Raw genomic sequence first — 16,233 nt, 5'->3', positions numbered from 1 at the left:
GCTCGCGTGGTCCGCGATGCACTAACAGGAGGTCGGCTCCGCTTATTCCCGTGCGGGGTCGTGTGCGGGTCGTGAGTGGCCGGTCCCGCAGTTCCCGTGCCCCCTTCGGGCGCTAGGCCTGGACGACCGGCTCCCTCGTGAAGAGTGCGCCCAGTTCCGGGGCGTTGACCCTGCGGTCCGCCAGGCGCAGCGCCTCCCGGACCGTGACCTGGTTGGCGGTGAGGACCGGCTTGCCCAGTTCCTTCTCCAGGGCGGGGATGCAGGAGGCCGTGTGCAGGGCGGTGTCCGGGAGCAGCAGGGCCTGCGCCTCGGGGTGGTCGGCCTCGCGGGCCAGGGCCAGGACCTCCGCCTCGCCCCAGGTGCCGACCTCGGCGGCCGTGATGATCCCGGAACCGCGCACGGAGACGACCTCCAGGCCCGCGTCCGTCAGGAACGACACGAAGAGCGCGGCCACGTCGTCGGGATAGGTGGCCGCGACCGCGACGCGCTTCGCGCCCAGCTCACGTACGGCGTGGGCGAACGCGAAGGACGTGGAGGAGGCCGGCAGTCCCGCCGCCAGGGCCAGAGCGCGGATCTGTTCGTGGGCGCCCTCCCAGCCGTACACGAAGCTGCCGCTGGTGCAGGCCCAGACGACCGCCTCGGCGCCGGACAGGCGCAGTTCCTCGACACCGGCGGCGAGCCGGGCGGCCGAGCCCATTTCCAGCAGCGCGTCCACGCGGTGGGCGTCCTCGCCGATGTCCGTGTGGACGACCTGGAGGCGGATGTCGCTGCCGAGGAGCTGCTCGATGCGCGGGTAGTCGTCCTCGGCCGAATGGCCCGGGTAGAGGAATCCGAGAGCCGTCATGCCCAACCTTCCTGTTCTTCCGGCAGTGCGGGCGGTACGGGCCGCTGTCGCGCCGACTCGTCGATCAGCGCCTGGTACGGCCCTACCGCCCGGGTACCCAGATGGCGCAGTGCGGCCCACATCGTCACCTGGTTGGCCGAGATCACCGGGATGCGCAGCTCGGCCTCCAGCTGCGGGATGACGTCGTAGGTGGCGAGGTTGGTGCAGCTGATGAAGAGCGCGTCGGCGGCCACACACGCGGCGCCGCGGGCCATGTCGACGACATCGCGGTAGGGGACCTTCCAGATGTGCCTGGTCAGGCCCATGTAGGCGCGGCCGGTGACCGCGATGCCCGCTTCGGCGAGGTAGTCCTCCAGGGACTGGGTCACGGAGACGGTGTACGGCGTGACGAGCGCGATCCGGCGCACGCCCAGTTCTTCCAGTGCCTCCAGGAGTGCACCGGACGTGGTCACGGAGGGGACCGCGCCCGCCCGGGTCATGGCCTCGCACATCGCGCGCTCGCCCGGGATTCCCCCGACGAAACTGCCGGACGTGCAGGCGTACGCGACGATCTCCGGCGCGACGGCGTTGAGTGTGCGCACCGCGTCGCCGAGCGTTTCGTGCTCGCTGACCAGGCGTGCGAGGTCGAGGCTGACCTCGACGGGTACGAACGGGGTACGGGTGAGGTGCAGAGAAACCTCGTCGGGCACCCATCGCCACAGTTCGCGGTCGAGGGCGAAGTCGAAGGGTGCGACGACGCCGACACCCCTCTGGGGGTGCGGTCCACCAAGGAAGGAGACGTCCATGAGCAGCCCCAAACTCGGGTCGAGCGAGTGGTGGAGACCGGCCGCGCGGCCGGGGGACACAGGCCGGCGCGTGCCGGGACGTCGGGACAGGAACGGACGGGACCCCCGGAACCCCCGGAAAAAGAGCCCGTGTTGACGAAGGTAGGTTCGGGTGCGAGCGTGGTCAATCCGCACATCTCAGACGGCTTGGCCGATGTCCCGCAGCAGTGCCCCAGACTCAGAGAAGCGGACCCGCGTTGCGAAACGGTTTCCCCCCGATGACCGCTCCCCCGTCCTCGAACACGGCCGAAAAGCTGACGTTGCTGGTGCTGGACGCCGAGCCGCCGCCGCGGCTCGGGAGGCTCACCGGGCGGGTGCGCGTCGAGCACGCGGACGAGTCGACGCTGGCAGCGCTGCTGCCCTCCGCGGACGTGCTGCTGGTCTGGGACTTCGCCTCGCACGCGGTGCGCCGGGCCTGGCCGGGCGAGGGGCCGCGGCCGCGCTGGGTGCACACGGCGAGCGCCGGCGTGGACCATCTGATGTGCCCCGAACTGGCCGGCTCCGACACGCTGGTGACGAACGCGCGCGGCGTCTTCGACCAGCCGATCGCGGAGTACGTGGCCGCGCTCGTCCTTGCCATGGCCAAGGACCTGCCGCGCACGTGGGAGCTCCAGGGGGCGCGCGAGTGGCGGCACCGCGAGTCGCAGCGGGTCGCGGGTACGCGGGCGTGTGTGGTCGGATCCGGGCCGATCGGACGGGCGGTCGGGCGGACACTGGGGGCGCTCGGCATCACGACGGCGCTCGTAGGGCGCACCGCGCGTGACGGGGTGCACGGGCCCGAGGAGCTGGACCGGCTGATGGCCCGGGCCGACTGGGTGGTGTCCGCGGCGCCGCTCACGGACGAGACGTACGGGATGTTCGACGCGCGGCGGTTCGGGCTGATGCAGCCGTCGGCGCGCTTCGTGAACGTCGGCCGCGGGCAGCTCGTCGTGGAGGACGCGCTCGCCCGGGCCCTCACGGACCGGTGGATCGCGGGGGCCGCGCTCGACGTCTTCGCGCACGAACCGCTGGGCCCCGACAGCCCGTTGTGGGAGGTCCCGGGCCTGATCGTGTCACCCCACATGAGTGGCGACACCGTGGGCTGGCGGGACGAACTGGGCGCGCAGTTCGTGGAGTTGTTCGAGCTCTGGGAGGCGGGCGGTCCGCTGCCGAACGTCGTCGACAAGCGGCGTGGATACGTACCTGGCCACTGACACACGTTGGAGGGGCGGATGACCGAACTCACCGAGCTGACCGCTGTACGACTCGTCGAGGGCTACCGCAAGGGCGAATTCAGCCCGGTGGACGCGGTGCGGGCCGCGCTGCGCAGGGCCGAGGAGATCCAGCCCGTGGTGAACGCGTTCGTCCGTCTCGACGAGGAGGCCGCGCTCGCGCAGGCACGGGACTCCGCCGAGCGGTGGCGGCGGGGCGAGCCGGCCGGGCTGGTGGACGGCGTGCCGGTCTCGGTGAAGGACATCCTGCTGATGCGCGGCGGGCCGACCCTGAAGGGCTCCAGGACGATCTCCCCGCAGGGGCGCTGGGACGAGGACGCGCCGTCCGTGGCGCGGCTGCGCGAGCACGGAGCGGTCTTCCTCGGCCGGACGACGACCCCCGAGTTCGGCTGGAAGGGTGTCACCGACTCACCCGCGTCGGGGGTGACGCGCAATCCGTACGACCCTTCGCGTACGTCGGGCGGGTCGAGCGGCGGGAGCGCGGCGGCCGTGGCGCTGGGCGCCGGTCCGCTGTCGCTGGGCACGGACGGCGGCGGCAGCGTCCGTATCCCCGCCTCCTTCTGCGGCGTCTTCGCGCTGAAGCCGACGTACGGGAGGGTGCCGCTGTATCCCGCGAGCGCGTTCGGGACGCTCGCGCATGTGGGGCCGATGACGCGGGACGCCGCGGACGCGGCGCTCATGCTGGACGTTGTCAGCGGGCCGGACACGCGGGACTGGTCGGGGCTCGGCCCGGCGGGCGGCTCGTTCGCGGATTCGCTCAGCGGTGACCTACGTGGGCTGCGGGTCGCCTACTCGCCCTCCCTCGGCGGGCAGGTGGCGGTGCGGCCCGGTGTCGCGGCGGCGGTGCGGCGCGGGGTGGAGGGGCTCGCGTCCCTCGGCGCGTACGTCGAGGAGGCCGACCCCGACTTCACGGATCCGGTCGAGGCGTTCCATGTGCTGTGGTTCAGCGGGGCGGCTCGGGTGACGCAGCGGCTCGGGCCGCAGCAGCGGGAGCTGCTCGACCCGGGGCTGCGGGAGATCTGCGGGCTGGGGGCGCGGTTCGGCGCGCTGGACTACCTCGCCGCGGTGGACGTGCGCATGGAGCTCGGGCGGCGGATGGGCCGCTTCCACGACACGTACGACGTGCTGGTGACGCCGACGATGCCGATCACGGCGTTCGAGGCCGGCACGGAGGTGCCCCGCGGCTCGGGGCATCGCAGGTGGACGGGCTGGACGCCCTTCACGTACCCCTTCAACATGACGCAGCAGCCCGCGGCGACGGTCCCGGTCGGGATGGACGAGGACGGCCTCCCGGTCGGCCTCCAGATCGTCGCCGCCCGCCACGACGACGCGGTGGTCCTGCGGACGGCCCACGCGTTGTACTCGGCCGGCGTCGGCGGGGTCGCGCCTCCGCGCCTCTAGGGGGTAGGAGGTCCCGGGGGAAGCTGCGGGCGGCGACCCACGACCCACCAGTCCCGAGCTCTCGGCCCTAGACCCGCCGAAACCTCAGGGACTCCCCCAGCGCCCCCGCTCGCCACAGGTCATTGCACGCCTCCGCCATGCCGTCCAATCCCTCCACCACCGCGCCCCACACAATCCCCGGGACCCACCCCACATCCCCGTTGAGCAGCAAATTGTTCCGCTCGTAGAAGAGAGCGAGGTCGATCACCGGCACCCCCGCCCGCACCCCGCCGGAGGCGCCCCCGTAGCCGTACGCCTGTGTGCCCAGCTGCGTGCCGGAGAACGAGAAGTAGCAGAGGTCGCCCGGAATGGGCGTGACGGTCGGGTTCTCCAGTGGGGGTTCGTCCGGGGCGAAGGCCGGGAGCAGGGCGTAGATCTCGTTGCGGGCGTACTTCGCGTGATAGACGTCGCCGCCGAGTGGCAGCGCGTTCCACACCGCCTCGCAGGTGATCGGGGCGCGGTCGTCGAGGAGTTTCGCCGTGCAGTGCACTCCGCGCTTGGACAGGGACACGTCGATGTAACGGTCGGCCATGGTTTCCATGGTCCACCCGGGGTCAAGAGGGCCCTGCGGCACAAGGGCGCAAACTGATCCGCATACCTTGCATCGTCTCGGGTAGCCGCGCGCCCATGGCTCCACCATTTGGGAACGACGCGAAGGAAGCTTCGCCGGAGGTAGAGGACCGCGGTCGGCGCGGCACGAGCCGCCGGTCGCTGCTGGCGGGTGTCGCGGCGCTGGGTGCGCTCGGCGCCGCCGGCTGCAGCCGCGTGGCCACGGCGTCGGGCAAGGACGGCGGTGATCTCCTGGACCGGCTGAAGGCCCAGGGTGTCGTACGCCTCGGTATCGCCGGCGAGATCCCCTTCGGCTACATCGACAAGAACGGCGAGCTCACGGGCGAGGCCCCGGAACTCGCGAGGGTCATCTTCAAGCGGCTGGGGGTGGACAGCGTCCAGCCCGTGCCCACGGAGTTCGGCTCGCTCATTCCCGGCCTGAAGTCCCAGCAGTTCGACGTGGTCGCCGCCGGGATGTACATCAACGCCGAGCGCTGTGAGCAGGTGATCTTCTCCGACCCGGACTACCAGATGCTCGACGCGTTCATCGTGCGCAAGGGCAATCCGAAGAACCTGCGCGACTACAAGGACGTCGTCGAGTCGAAGGCGAAGTTCGCGACCGGAACCGGCTACGCGGAGATCCAGTACGCGGTCGAGGCCGGGTACAAGGAGAGCGACATCCTGATCGTCCAGGACCAGGTCGCGGGTATGAACGCCGTCGAGGCGGGCCGTGTCGACGTCTTCGCGGGGACGGCGCTGACCACCCGCGAGGTCGTCAAGAAGTCCCGCAAGGTGGAGTCGACCGAGCCCTTCGCGCCCCTCGTGGACGGCAAGCCGCACACGGACGGCGGCGGCTTCGCGTTCCGCCCGACGGAGACGCGGCTGCGGGACGCCTTCAACGTGGAACTCAAGAAGATGAAGGAGAGCGGTGAGCTGCTCCGGATCCTGCGGCCCTTCGGATTCACCAAGAACGAGATGACCGATATGACCGCGAAGGAGTTGTGCGGCGGATGACATCGGGACTCTGGGAACTCGTACTGAAGGGGATCTGGGTCACCGTCCAGCTGCTGGTGTTCAGCGCACTGCTGGCCGCGGCCGTCTCCTTCGTGGTGGGCATCGCGCGCACCCACCGGCTGTGGATGGTCCGCTTCCTGGCGGGCTTCTACACCGAGGTGTTCCGCGGCACCTCCGCGCTGATCATGATCTTCTGGGTGTTCTTCGTGCTGCCACCCGCCTTCGGCTGGCAGCTCGTCCCCATGTGGGCGGGCACTCTCGCGCTGGGTCTCACCTACGGGGCGTACGGCTCCGAGATCGTGCGCGGCGCGCTGAACTCCGTCGACCCGGCGCAGCGTGAGGGCGGTATCGCGCTCAGCTTCACGCACGCGCAGCGGCTGCGGCTGATCCTGCTGCCGCAGGCGGTGCCGGAGATGATCCCGCCCTTCTCCAACCTGCTGATCGAGCTGCTCAAGGGCACCGCCCTGGTGTCCGTGATGGGCATGGGCGACCTGGCGTTCAGCGGGAACCTGGTGCGGCTCGCGCTGCAGGAGAGCGCGGAGATCTACACGTACATCCTGTTGATCTACTTCGTGATCGCCTTCCTGCTCACGCGCCTCATGCGCGGCCTGGAGAAGCGGCTGAAGGCCGGGGTCGGCAGGGCACCCGCAGACGGCGGGAAGCCCAAGGTCTCCGCGACCCGTCCCGAGACCACGGCCGTCGGCGCCGAAGCGGCAGGGGGTCGCTGATGAAATGGGACTGGAGTGCCGTCGGCGACTTCATGCCGCTCTTCTGGGACGGCCTGCTGGTCACCCTGCAGGCCCTGGTGCTCGGCTCGCTGATCTCCTTCGCCCTCGGGCTGGTGTGGGCGCTGCTGATGCGGACGCCGACCCGGTGGGTGCGCTGGCCGGTCGGGGTCGTCACGGAGTTCATCCGCAACACCCCGCTGCTGGTGCAGCTGTTCTTCCTCTTCTACGTGCTGCCCGAGTGGAACATCACGTTCTCCGCGATGACGACCGGTGTCGTCGCGATCGGGCTGCACTACTCGACGTACACGATGCAGGTCTACCGGGCCGGCATCGAGGGCGTGCCGGCCGGCCAGTGGGAAGCGGCCACGGCACTGAACCTGCCCATGACCCGGACCTGGACCGCGGTGATCCTGCCGCAGGCGATCCGCCGGGTGGTGCCCGCACTGGGCAACTACGTCATCTCGATGCTCAAGGACACGCCCATGCTGATGGCGATCACCGTCCTCGACATGCTCGGCGAGGCGCGGCTGTTCGCGCAGCAGAACTTCCAGTTCACCGAGCCGCTGACGGTCATCGGCGTGGCCTTCATCCTCATTTCCTATCCCGCTTCCCTCCTCATGCGAGCCCTGGAGCGACGTCTTGTCCGCTGACACCCCTCTGATGAAAGAGCCCGGCGCCGACCCCACCGCCAACCCGGCGGCGGACGGCAGCGAGCTGATCCGTTTCGACAAGGTCACCAAGCGCTTCGGGGACAACACCGTCCTCGACGAGCTCGACTTCTCCGTCGCGTCCGGCAAGCACGTCACGCTGATCGGCCCGTCCGGCTCCGGCAAGACGACGATCCTGCGGCTGCTGATGACCCTGGCCAAGCCCGACGAGGGCACGATCAAGGTGGGCGGCGACTACCTCACCCACGAGGAGAAGAACGGCAAGCTGGTCCCGGCCGGCGAGAAGCACATCCGCGAGGTCCGCAAGAACATCGGGATGGTCTTCCAGCAGTTCAACCTCTTTCCGAACATGAAGGTGCTGCGCAACATCACCGAGGCGCCGGTCACCGTGCTCGGGATGTCCAAGGACGCGGCCGAGGAGCGGGCGCGCGAACTGCTCGACCTGGTGGGGCTGGCCGAGCACGTCGACAAGTACCCGAGCCAGCTCTCCGGCGGTCAACAGCAGCGTGTGGCGATCGCGCGGGCCCTGGCGATGCGGCCGCAGGTGCTGCTCCTGGACGAGGTGACGTCCGCGCTCGACCCCGAGCTGGTCGCCGGCGTCCTCGACGTGCTGCGGGACATCGCCCGCACCACCGACATCACGATGCTCTGCGTGACCCATGAGATGAGCTTCGCCCGGGACATCTCCGACCAGGTACTGATGTTCGACTCCGGGCGGGTCCTGGAGTCCGGTTCGCCGGAGAAGATCTTCGGGGACCCGGACCACGAGAGGACCCGGGAGTTCCTCGGGGCGGTGCTGTGAGCGGGTGCGCTCCGCGCACGTCCCGTTGCGGAACGCTCCGGGGACACCTGGGCGCGTGAGAGCGGCCAGGTCCGGACCCGGGCCCTGGCTCATGACTTTGACATATGCCAAGAAGATGAGCCGCTGTTGAGGGGACTGGAACACGCCACCAATCTCGCCAACAGCCCCTCCCCGTACACGCCTTGGCGGCTATCGTGGAGGGGGCCCGGCCGTCCGGGCTGCGTTGATGCGCATGCCGGGCCGAAAAGCGCAGGGGGACAACCGTGGCGCTGCCGCACCGTTCCGAGGGACTCGGCATCCGACAGCGGCTCCGCCGCGGACCGGGCCCCCGGCAGGGACACCATCCGTCGGCATCCGGAGCGTCACTGCGAGGTGAGCTGTCGTGAAGCTCGAACCGACCACGCCACGCCACTCGGCCCAGGACGCCCTGCGCGTCCTGGAGACCGTGGCCCGGCACACCGCCGGCGTCACGGACGTCGAACTGGCCCGCCACGCCGGCCTCGGCACCGAGCGCCTCACCGCACTCCTGCGGATGCTGCGCCGCGAGGGATACGTCGAACAGCTCGCGGACGGGGCGTACGTCACCGGGAAGGCCTTCGGCAGGCTCGGCTCGACGCACGACCGGGACGAGGCCCTGCGTGACCAGCTCCAGCGGAACCTCGACCGGCTGCGCGACTCGCTCGGCGCCGCCGTCTACATGAGCCGGTACGTGGACGGCGAGATCCATGTCACGCAGTGCGCCGACGGCCCGGCCACCCCTGCGGTCAACGAGTGGGTGGACTTCCGCTCCGCGGCCCACGCCAGCGCGATCGGAAAGAGCCTCCTCGGCCAGCTCGACCTCAACGGCCGGCGCGACCACCTCTCCCGCCACCGGATGGCCCGGCTCACCTCGCGCACCATCACGAACGAGCGGGTGTTCCTGTCCCGGCTCGACGCCCAGGCACCCACCGTGCCCGTGCTCGACCTCCAGGAGTACGCGGTCGGCACGGTCTGCGCGGCGGTCCCCATCACGGCCGGCTCCGCCGTGGGCTGCCTCGCCCTCTCCCTCCCGGTGCGGCACGCCCACCGGCTGCGCGAGGCGGCGGACACACTGAACCGGGGCGCCGCGCCGGTCCTGCTCTCCCTGGCGATCTGAGGACCTCCCCCGCCGGCGGGCCGAGGGGCACCCCGACCTGCCGGTCCGAGTGATCCGGGGCACGTACGGGTGGTCCGGAGCACTCCCGTGGACCGGGTAGTATTTTCCCTGTCGCCAGCCGCGAGAGCGGTCGGCGGGAGTCATGCGCCGCTAGCTCAGTTGGTTAGAGCAGCTGACTCTTAATCAGCGGGTCCGGGGTTCGAGTCCCTGGCGGCGCACCACAGAGAAGGCCTCCGCGAGAGCGGGGGCCTTCCGCGTTGCCCGGCACCTGTCGACCCCGCTCCCGGGAAGGGCGGCTCTACCTCGCCAGCAGTTCCTCACGCCCCCGCGCCCGGTACCGCGCGACCAGCGCCTCGACGTCCTCGCCGGTCAGGAGCCGGTACCCGGACTCGCCCGGCGGCCGCCACCACACCGGGTCCGCGCAGCGGAAGCCCTCGCGGCGCAGTGCCGCCCGGTGGATCTTGTTGGTGGCGGTGACCGGCATACGCTCGACGACCCGTACGAAACGGGGGGCCATCTTGGTCCCCAGATCCGGCTGGGCGCGCAGGAAGGCCTCGAAGGCGAGCGGTTCGAAGGTGCCGGCCACCGCGGCCATGACCTGGTCGCCGGCCACCGGGTCGGGAACGGCGTACACGGCCACGGCGTCCGCGCTCCCGTGGCGGGCGAGGATGTTCTCGATCACCGCCGCGGCCAGGTTCTCACTGTCGACGCGGAGCCGGTCGTCCGTACGGCCCGCGAAGTACAGGAAACCCCCGGCGTCCCGGTAGAAGAGGTCACCGGTCCAGTACCAGCCGTCGCCGTCCGCGCCGCCGTCCGCGCCCGCGCCGGCGGGGGCCGACCGGCGCCGCGCCGCCTCGGCCGCCGGGTTGCGCCAGTACCCCTCGAAGCGGTTCGGGCCGCGGTTCACCAGCTCCCCTATGGCGTCCCGCCCGTTGAGCAGCCGGCCGTCGGCTCCGAAGACGGCCGCGGGGCACTCGGTCCGGCTCACCGGATCGACCACCGCGAGGTCGTCGCCGGGCGCCGCCCGTCCTATCGCGCCACCGGGTGTCCCTGGTGTCCGCTGGATCGCCGCGCCGCCCTCCGACGACCCGTACCCCTCCACCAGGGGCACCCCGAACCGCTCCTCGAAGGCGGCCGCGTCCACCGCTCCCGCCTCCGTCCCGAAGCCGGTGCGCAGCGGGTTGTCCCGGTCGTCGGCGCGGGCCGGGGTCTCCAGGATGTACTGGACGGCACGCCCCACGTACGTGAAGTACGTGGCCCCGTACGCCCGTACGTCCGTGAGGAACCCCGAGGCCGAGAAGCGGCGCCGCAGTGCCACGCCCGCGCCGGCGACGAGCGCCGGGGCCCAGTCGGCGATCACCGCGTTGCCGTGGAACATCGGCATGCAGACGTAGTGCACGTCGTCCGCGCGCACCCCGAAGTGGCCGGCCAGTGACCGCCCGGCCGCCGCGAGCCTCCCCTGCGAGCAGATCGCCGCCTTGGGCGCACCGGTCGAGCCGGAGGTGAAGTACAGGAGGAGCCGGCTCTCCGGGGTGGCCTTCCCCGGCTCGGGGCGTGCGTCCGCGTACGACTGGAGCAGTTCCTCGTACGCCTCGGTGTCGGTCACCAGCACTCGCGTTCCCGGCAGTTCGAGTCCGTCGAGGAGCGGGAGGTGGGTTCGCTCGGTGACCAGGACGCGGCACTCGGTGTGCAGGATGTCGCGGGCGAGCTCGGGGCCGCGGCGGGTCGGGTTGATCCCGGCGACGGCGGCGCCCGCGAGGGCCGCCGCGCTCAACCACAGGGGGTATTCGGGGGTGTTGTCGAGCAGCACCCCCAGATGGGGTTCGGCGCCGGCGGGCAGCAGCTCCGTCAGCAGTGCGGCTCTCGCCGCCGCGCCCGCGGCCATCTCGTGATGGGTCAGGGTCCGGTCCTCGAACCACAGCCCCGGCCGGTGGTCGCCCCACCGGTCCCGCACGAGCTCCGCGACGGTCCCCGCGCTCTCGACTCCCATGGGGCCGCACCATAATTGACGGAGCGTCAGATGTGGAGACGGGTGCGGAAGGTCAGGGCACCCTGTCGTAGGGCATGTCGTCGAGCGAGGGAGGCTCGTGCACGACGGAGGGCCGGCCGCCCCCGAAGGAGTCGCTGCCCGAGGAGGCCTCGGTGTAGGTGGCCATGAAGCCGACACAGAACACCACGACCACGGCGAGGAGCGCCAGGACGGCAGCGGTGGAGGCCGTGTTCCTGACGTGGCCCGGCGGCCGGGCCGTGGCCTTCACCGTCTCGCCCTCGGCGTAGTGCACGACGACGATGTCGCCCTCGACCGTCGTCCCGGGCCCGTCCTCCTCCTCGAAACGGACGGCGCGCCCGTCCCGGGCCGTGAACTCGTACACGTGGTGCAGCGTCGTGCGCACGGAGGAGTCCCCGCTGCCGCCACTGGTCGTCGTGTAGGTACGCAGGCAGCGCGCCTCCGCGGTCAGCCCGCCGATCCAGATCCGCCGGAGATCCAGCGCGCGGCGGATCACCCTGACGGCCATGAAGACGGCCACGGCCATGATCAGGCCCGGCACCGCGTAGAACATGAGATCCATCGACAACCCCCGTCGTCCGTTACAGCTCCACGCACGCCGTCATGACCATGTCGACGTGCGTGGAACCTACCCGTGGGGGGTGCGGAAGAGCCTCAAGAGATGCTCAGAGTTGCGCGACGGGCGGCCGGGGCGCGCTCAGAACGTGACGTCGGAGCAGGCGTAGAACGCGTTCCCCGTGTCGGCGATCGTCCACACCGCGAGGATGACGTGGTGTCCGCTCCTGCCGGTCGGCAGGGTGCCGCTGTGCGACAGCGTCGCCGGGGGCTGGCCACTGAACGGGACGGTCAGGAACGGGGTGGTGACCAGCGCGGACCGGGTCAGCGGAGCGTTCTGGTTCCAGCCGCTCTTGGTGATGTAGTACTTGAAGTCGGTCGTGGAGTGCCGGGCCGTGAACTGCCAGCGGAAGGTGTAGCTCTGCCCGCCGTTGACCCTCGTCGTCGGCCAGGCGCCGCCCGAGGGGGTCGTCGCCTTGTCGAGCGTGCCGAAGTTGGCGTGGTTCGCGGAACAGATCCGGCCGTCCGCCGGTCCGGACGCCGGGAAGCCCTTGGGGCCCTCGACGCTCTGGGGCTCCCACTGGATGGCGCCGCAGTTGGCCACGGTGCCGTTCTGGCACAGCTTCTGACGGCTGATGGGGAGATCGGTGTAGCCGTGGCCGGTGGCCCCGCCGCTGGAGAGCACGAACGCTCCGGTGGTGGCGAGCCCGACCGCGACGGCGTACCACTTCAGTCGCTTCCGGGGTGGGGGAGTTTCTCGCATGCTGCCGCTCCTGGAGAACGTGGGGGAAGTTCCGTGAGCCGTGCAGGTCTAGACCAAGTTCCAGATTATTGCTGACTGTTGGCTGTGTCCATATCAAAAATGGGATGGGTCCATACCAATCGTGGAGAGGATCCGGTGGCAGCGGCCCCGCGACTTCTCCACGAGCTCCCCGTTGGGTTCGTCGTTGGCCGCGACCCAGTTCCGCGCCTCGCCCTCGCCCCTCCCGCCCGCCAACTGCCGCTCCACCAGCCTCACCCGACGCACGCCCCCGGGCGCCTCGACGTACCAGCACTCCCCCATGAACACGTACGCGTCCCGCCACCCCGGCAGATCACAGGCGAGGTAATTGCCTTCCGTGACGATCAGCCGGGCGCGCGGGGACACCACGTGCCGGGCCGCGACCGGCTCGTCGATCGTGCGGTCGTAGTCCGGTACGTAGATGTCCCGGCCGGTCTCGTCGAGGACCCGGCGCAGCAGGTCGACGTATCCCCACACGTCGAAGCTCGGCTCGGAGCCCTTGCGGGCGGTCAGGCCGCGGCGTTCCAGCTGGGCGTTGGAGAGGTGGAAGCCGTCGAGCGGCAGATAGGCGGCCCCCTCGCCGAGGTGCGCGACCAGCGCGCGGGCGAGGGTCGACTTCCCGGCGCCGGGCGGGCCGGCCAGGCCCAGCACGGCGCGCGGTGTGCCGTCGGTCAGGCTCCAGGCGTCGGCGGCGAGGGCGGAAAGGGTGAGGGGCGATCCGGCGGGGGTGTGGGGGTCATCGATCTCCATGCCCCGTATAGAACGCCACCGTCAGGTCCTTCACCAGGGCCTTGCGCTCGTAGTCGTCGAGCTCGACCAGTCCACGCACGGTCAGCCGCGTCACCGTGTCCTCCACCGAGTCGACGACCGAGGTGAGGACCTTGTCGCGGTGCTGGGCGTCCAGGGCGGCGATCCGGCGGCGCTGCATCACGGCGGCGATCTCGGGCGCGTACTCCACCGCGAGCGGCTGGGCGGAGAAGACCTGGAGGCCGGCCGCCGCCGCGTCCGCGGCCACGATGCGGGTCAGCGAGTCGCTGACGGCCTCCGTGTTGCGCAGGGTCGCGGAGTCGGCCGCCCTCGGCGAGTGCGGCGGCACGTCGGCCGGCAGCTGCGCGAGCACGCGGGCGAGGGCCGCCTCCACGCACTCGCGCAGATACCGCTGGTGGTCCTCGACGCCGAGCGTGGCGCGCGCGGTGTCCCGCACCCGCCAGACGACGAGCACGACGACGCGCAGGGCGACCCCGTTCGCGTCGACCGCGGGCATCGCCTCGCTCCGCCAGTGCCGCAGCCGTACGTCGATCCGGCGGCGCAGCAGCAGGGGGTTCACCCACATGAGGCCGGTGCGCCGGACCGTGCCCCGGTAGCGGCCGAAGAGTCCGAGCACCCAGGCGCGTCCGGTGCGGCCGCGCGCCAGTCCGCCGAATCCGAACAGACCGAGCGCCCCGCATCCCGCGAGCGCCGCCCACTGCGGGCCGCCCAGCCCGGCGCCGGTGTGCGCGGGCAGCCCGAGCGCGTCCACGGCGAGCGGCGGCAGGACGCCCGCCCACCACGACGCCAGGACGCACCCGGTCGCACCGACGGCACCGGCCAGCACTCCGGCCGCGCCCGGCAGCACCCGCGCGGGCCGCTCCACCAGCTCGGGGTCGGCCTCCGGTACGGCCCGGGGCCGCGCCGGGGCGGGGGTGCGCCGGGCGATCCGCGGCTGCTCGCCGGTGCCCCGCCGCCGGCTCACGACGGCGGGCGCGAGCGGTACGGACACCGGTTCGGGCTCGTCACGGAACAGCAGGTGGACCGGGATCTCGGTGGTCGCCTCGTTGTGGATGACCCGCGCCCCGCGGGCAGCCGTGTCGCGCCCACCCGCTTCGGGGGCCCCCTCGAACTCCGGGGAGTGTGAAGTCGTCGTACTCATCCGTGCCTCCGTGCCTCCGCGCCAGGAAGAACTGCCATGAGGGAAGTGCCGTCGGGTGTCGCCGGATCCGCCCGCGCCGCCACCGTGGCCGCGCGAGCCCCCGGAGCGGGTGAGGCCCCGGGTCCCTGAGAGCCGGAGCCCTCAGGGTGCTGAGGTCATGGGTCCCGAAGCCCGCGGACCCCGCGGCCCTTCGGCCGTGCGGTCCGTCAGGAGAAGAGCCGCCGCCAGGTCTCCGGCCCCGGGTAGCCGTCCGCCGCCCCGCCGCGCCACCCCTGCGCGCGCTGGAACGCCTCGACGTTGCGCCGGTCGCCCTCGCCCCAGCTCGGTCCCGGACCCTTCGCGTAGTGCTTGCCGAACCCCTTCTTCACCAGCTGCCTCCCGAGCCGGGTGACGTAGGCGTTGCTGGCGCCGGGCCGGAACAGCGCCCGGCCGGGATAGCCGGGCACGCCGTGCGAGGCGACCTCCCCGGCCGGGGGCCGCGCGGGAGTGCCGGGGCTGCCGCCGCTCGCCGCCCTGATGTCACGGCCCTTCCCGCTCACCAGGTACGCCCAGGTCATCGGCCCCGGCGACCCGTCGGCGTCCGCCCCGGTCCAGCCCTGTGCCTGCTGGAACGCCTGGGTCGCCCGCCGGTCCGCGTCCGACCAGCGCGGCCCGGGCCCCGAGGTGTAGTACGCCCCCGCTCCCCGCGCGACGAGCATCCGCCCCAGCCGGGTGACGAACGCGTTGTTCGCGCCGGGACCGAAGGCGCTCGCCCCGGGATAGGCACCCGCGGCCGGCTCCTTCACCGGAGAGCTGACGGGGGTGACGGTGCCCGCGCCGTCCTTCCCCGTCTCCGCTTTGAGCCCCTTGTACCGGTACGCGAGATAGCGGTCCGAATTGCTCCAGTAGGCGTAGGGAGTGGCTTGCCTGCGGGCGTGCGGGCGGGCCTGCTCGTACGCGATGTAATGGCTCTGCGTGTAATCCGTCCAGCCGCCGAAAATCACGACGTGCGACCCTTTCTCGGGGTCGGCCGGATTGTGGAAGAGCAACATGTCCCCGGGCTGGAGTTCTTCCCGCGGAATCCTGACTCCGTATTTGTCGAGGCTGCCCGTCCATTCGTTCCCGCCGAGATTCCAGGCCATGGAGACGAAGCCCGAGCAGTCCTGCCGGTAGCCGTCGGGCCAGTACGCGCTCATGCTGTAGGGCACCTGCGCGGCGACCCACTCCTTGGCCCGGTTGATGATCTCGGCCCGGCTCGTCCGGGGTGCCTTGATCCTGGCTGGGACGCCGCCGGGGCCGTGCAGCGTCGTCGTCCCGCCCTGCGGTGTGTCGGGTTCGTCGGCCACGGGGAGGCCGGGCCGCTGCGGTGCGTGCGCGGCGGCGACGGCGGGCACCGTGTGGCCGGCGCCGAGCACCGTGCCCGCGGCGGCCGCGAGGGCCAGCGCCATGGGGGTCCGTCCGGACCGGCCGAGGCCGAGAACCTGGGGAAGGGCCGCCGGATGCCCGCCGATCCTGCCGGCCGCCGAATGCGGCAGCACCCGCCGCCAGTGCGTACATCCGGGACAGTCGCAATCGCTCTCGGGATCGAATTCCTCGAATACCGGAGCGGTCATGCTTTTCCCCTCGTTGTCCTGCTGAAGGCTCTGCTGGAGATTTCCGCGCTTCTGCACGCTCGTCAGTTTCTCAACTTGTCGCGGGTGTCGCATGTTGACGGTCCGAATGATGTAGCCGGACGCCTCCGGCGGTGGAGTCGTCTGAGGGGGATCGGGGGGCGCCCCGACAGGGG

General features: G+C 71.5%; 16 protein-coding genes and 1 tRNA gene. 8 read left to right on the top strand and 9 right to left on the bottom strand.

The window, feature by feature from the left end:
* Nucleotides 1-112: 112 nt before the first annotated feature.
* Together O1Q96_RS06810 and O1Q96_RS06805 are read right to left on the bottom strand one after the other, a co-directional pair.
* A complete protein-coding gene (locus tag O1Q96_RS06810) occupies nucleotides 113-844 on the bottom strand; it encodes a maleate cis-trans isomerase family protein (protein WP_269247297.1) in 732 nt (243 codons plus the stop codon).
* On the bottom strand, nucleotides 841-1,629 hold the full coding sequence (locus O1Q96_RS06805; protein WP_269253511.1) for a maleate cis-trans isomerase family protein: 789 nt from the start codon (nucleotides 1,627-1,629) through the stop codon (nucleotides 841-843). Before O1Q96_RS06805 ends, O1Q96_RS06810 begins: the two co-directional genes overlap by 4 nt.
* A 257-nt stretch (nucleotides 1,630-1,886) precedes the next feature.
* Between O1Q96_RS06805 and O1Q96_RS06800 the strand changes: the two genes are divergently transcribed.
* Both O1Q96_RS06800 and O1Q96_RS06795 read left to right on the top strand, forming a co-directional pair.
* Complete coding sequence (locus O1Q96_RS06800) at nucleotides 1,887-2,861, top strand: D-2-hydroxyacid dehydrogenase (RefSeq protein WP_269247296.1); 975 nt, start codon at nucleotides 1,887-1,889, stop codon at nucleotides 2,859-2,861.
* A gap of 18 nt (nucleotides 2,862-2,879) precedes the next feature.
* On the top strand, nucleotides 2,880-4,280 hold the full coding sequence (locus O1Q96_RS06795; protein ID WP_269247295.1) for an amidase: 1,401 nt from the start codon (nucleotides 2,880-2,882) through the stop codon (nucleotides 4,278-4,280).
* A 67-nt stretch (nucleotides 4,281-4,347) separates the two neighbouring features.
* Here O1Q96_RS06795 and O1Q96_RS06790 read toward each other — a convergent pair whose 3' ends face one another.
* The gene (locus O1Q96_RS06790) at nucleotides 4,348-4,851 is read right to left on the bottom strand and encodes a DUF3830 family protein (protein ID WP_269247294.1); all 504 of its coding nucleotides are present in this window, start codon (nucleotides 4,849-4,851) and stop codon (nucleotides 4,348-4,350) included.
* Between the two features lie 95 nt (nucleotides 4,852-4,946).
* On the opposite strand from O1Q96_RS06790, the gene ehuB reads away from it, so the two are divergent.
* From ehuB to O1Q96_RS06760, 6 genes are all read left to right on the top strand, one after another.
* Nucleotides 4,947-5,882, top strand: a complete 936-nt coding sequence (gene ehuB, locus O1Q96_RS06785) for an ectoine/hydroxyectoine ABC transporter substrate-binding protein EhuB (RefSeq protein WP_419586448.1) — start codon at nucleotides 4,947-4,949, stop codon at nucleotides 5,880-5,882.
* Nucleotides 5,879-6,610, top strand: coding sequence for an ectoine/hydroxyectoine ABC transporter permease subunit EhuC (gene ehuC / locus O1Q96_RS06780; RefSeq protein ID WP_269247293.1), 732 nt, complete (start codon nucleotides 5,879-5,881; stop codon nucleotides 6,608-6,610). The genes ehuB and ehuC overlap by 4 nt, the downstream gene beginning before the upstream one ends.
* A complete protein-coding gene (gene ehuD, locus O1Q96_RS06775; RefSeq protein WP_217454703.1) occupies nucleotides 6,610-7,260 on the top strand; it encodes an ectoine/hydroxyectoine ABC transporter permease subunit EhuD in 651 nt (216 codons plus the stop codon). The genes ehuC and ehuD overlap by 1 nt, the downstream gene beginning before the upstream one ends.
* A gap of 10 nt (nucleotides 7,261-7,270) precedes the next feature.
* Nucleotides 7,271-8,080: an ectoine/hydroxyectoine ABC transporter ATP-binding protein EhuA gene (gene ehuA / locus O1Q96_RS06770; protein ID WP_269247292.1), complete on the top strand. Its 810-nt coding sequence runs from the start codon at nucleotides 7,271-7,273 to the stop codon at nucleotides 8,078-8,080.
* Between the two features lie 382 nt (nucleotides 8,081-8,462).
* Nucleotides 8,463-9,215, top strand: coding sequence for an IclR family transcriptional regulator (locus tag O1Q96_RS06765; protein WP_269247291.1), 753 nt, complete (start codon nucleotides 8,463-8,465; stop codon nucleotides 9,213-9,215).
* A gap of 144 nt (nucleotides 9,216-9,359) precedes the next feature.
* Nucleotides 9,360-9,436: transfer RNA gene (locus tag O1Q96_RS06760), tRNA-Lys, on the top strand.
* Between the two features lie 77 nt (nucleotides 9,437-9,513).
* On the opposite strand, the gene O1Q96_RS06755 is transcribed toward O1Q96_RS06760, so the two are convergent.
* The 6 genes from O1Q96_RS06755 to O1Q96_RS06730 form a co-directional block, all read right to left on the bottom strand.
* Nucleotides 9,514-11,205, bottom strand: a complete 1,692-nt coding sequence (locus O1Q96_RS06755; RefSeq protein ID WP_269247290.1) for an AMP-binding protein — start codon at nucleotides 11,203-11,205, stop codon at nucleotides 9,514-9,516.
* A 52-nt stretch (nucleotides 11,206-11,257) separates the two neighbouring features.
* A complete protein-coding gene (locus O1Q96_RS06750; protein WP_269247289.1) occupies nucleotides 11,258-11,785 on the bottom strand; it encodes a hypothetical protein in 528 nt (175 codons plus the stop codon).
* A gap of 135 nt (nucleotides 11,786-11,920) precedes the next feature.
* Nucleotides 11,921-12,541: a lytic polysaccharide monooxygenase auxiliary activity family 9 protein gene (locus O1Q96_RS06745; RefSeq protein WP_269247288.1), complete on the bottom strand. Its 621-nt coding sequence runs from the start codon at nucleotides 12,539-12,541 to the stop codon at nucleotides 11,921-11,923.
* A gap of 93 nt (nucleotides 12,542-12,634) precedes the next feature.
* Nucleotides 12,635-13,309 carry a nucleoside/nucleotide kinase family protein gene (locus O1Q96_RS06740; protein WP_269247287.1) on the bottom strand — a complete coding sequence of 225 codons (675 nt, stop codon included), beginning with the start codon at nucleotides 13,307-13,309 and terminating at the stop codon, nucleotides 12,635-12,637.
* The gene (locus O1Q96_RS06735; RefSeq protein WP_269247286.1) at nucleotides 13,296-14,468 is read right to left on the bottom strand and encodes an SPFH domain-containing protein; all 1,173 of its coding nucleotides are present in this window, start codon (nucleotides 14,466-14,468) and stop codon (nucleotides 13,296-13,298) included. Before O1Q96_RS06735 ends, O1Q96_RS06740 begins: the two co-directional genes overlap by 14 nt.
* A gap of 206 nt (nucleotides 14,469-14,674) precedes the next feature.
* Entirely contained in the window at nucleotides 14,675-16,060 is a 1,386-nt protein-coding gene (locus O1Q96_RS06730; RefSeq protein ID WP_269247285.1) for a peptidoglycan-binding protein, read from the bottom strand.
* Nucleotides 16,061-16,233 lie beyond the last annotated feature (173 nt).

The organism is Streptomyces aurantiacus (assembly GCF_027107535.1).
Taxonomy (GTDB): Bacteria; Actinomycetota; Actinomycetes; order Streptomycetales; family Streptomycetaceae; genus Streptomyces.
Note: the sequence above shows the minus strand (reverse complement) of the source record. Positions and strands in the feature narration are given on the sequence as shown.

Excerpts from the sequence above, each read along its gene's own strand:
- O1Q96_RS06810 (WP_269247297.1), bottom strand. The coding sequence starts at position 844 with ATGACGGCTCTCGGATTCCTCTACCCGGGCCATTCGGCCGAGGACGAC.
- O1Q96_RS06805 (WP_269253511.1), bottom strand. The coding sequence starts at position 1,629 with ATGGACGTCTCCTTCCTTGGTGGACCGCACCCCCAGAGGGGTGTCGGC.
- O1Q96_RS06800 (WP_269247296.1), top strand. The coding sequence starts at position 1,887 with ATGACCGCTCCCCCGTCCTCGAACACGGCCGAAAAGCTGACGTTGCTG.
- O1Q96_RS06795 (WP_269247295.1), top strand. The coding sequence starts at position 2,880 with ATGACCGAACTCACCGAGCTGACCGCTGTACGACTCGTCGAGGGCTAC.
- O1Q96_RS06790 (WP_269247294.1), bottom strand. The coding sequence starts at position 4,851 with ATGGCCGACCGTTACATCGACGTGTCCCTGTCCAAGCGCGGAGTGCAC.
- ehuB (WP_419586448.1), top strand. The coding sequence starts at position 4,947 with ATGGCTCCACCATTTGGGAACGACGCGAAGGAAGCTTCGCCGGAGGTA.
- ehuC (WP_269247293.1), top strand. The coding sequence starts at position 5,879 with ATGACATCGGGACTCTGGGAACTCGTACTGAAGGGGATCTGGGTCACC.
- ehuD (WP_217454703.1), top strand. The coding sequence starts at position 6,610 with ATGAAATGGGACTGGAGTGCCGTCGGCGACTTCATGCCGCTCTTCTGG.
- ehuA (WP_269247292.1), top strand. The coding sequence starts at position 7,271 with ATGAAAGAGCCCGGCGCCGACCCCACCGCCAACCCGGCGGCGGACGGC.
- O1Q96_RS06755 (WP_269247290.1), bottom strand. The coding sequence starts at position 11,205 with ATGGGAGTCGAGAGCGCGGGGACCGTCGCGGAGCTCGTGCGGGACCGG.
- O1Q96_RS06750 (WP_269247289.1), bottom strand. The coding sequence starts at position 11,785 with ATGGATCTCATGTTCTACGCGGTGCCGGGCCTGATCATGGCCGTGGCC.
- O1Q96_RS06745 (WP_269247288.1), bottom strand. The coding sequence starts at position 12,541 with ATGCGAGAAACTCCCCCACCCCGGAAGCGACTGAAGTGGTACGCCGTC.
- O1Q96_RS06740 (WP_269247287.1), bottom strand. The coding sequence starts at position 13,309 with ATGGAGATCGATGACCCCCACACCCCCGCCGGATCGCCCCTCACCCTT.
- O1Q96_RS06735 (WP_269247286.1), bottom strand. The coding sequence starts at position 14,468 with ATGAGTACGACGACTTCACACTCCCCGGAGTTCGAGGGGGCCCCCGAA.
- O1Q96_RS06730 (WP_269247285.1), bottom strand. The coding sequence starts at position 16,060 with ATGACCGCTCCGGTATTCGAGGAATTCGATCCCGAGAGCGATTGCGAC.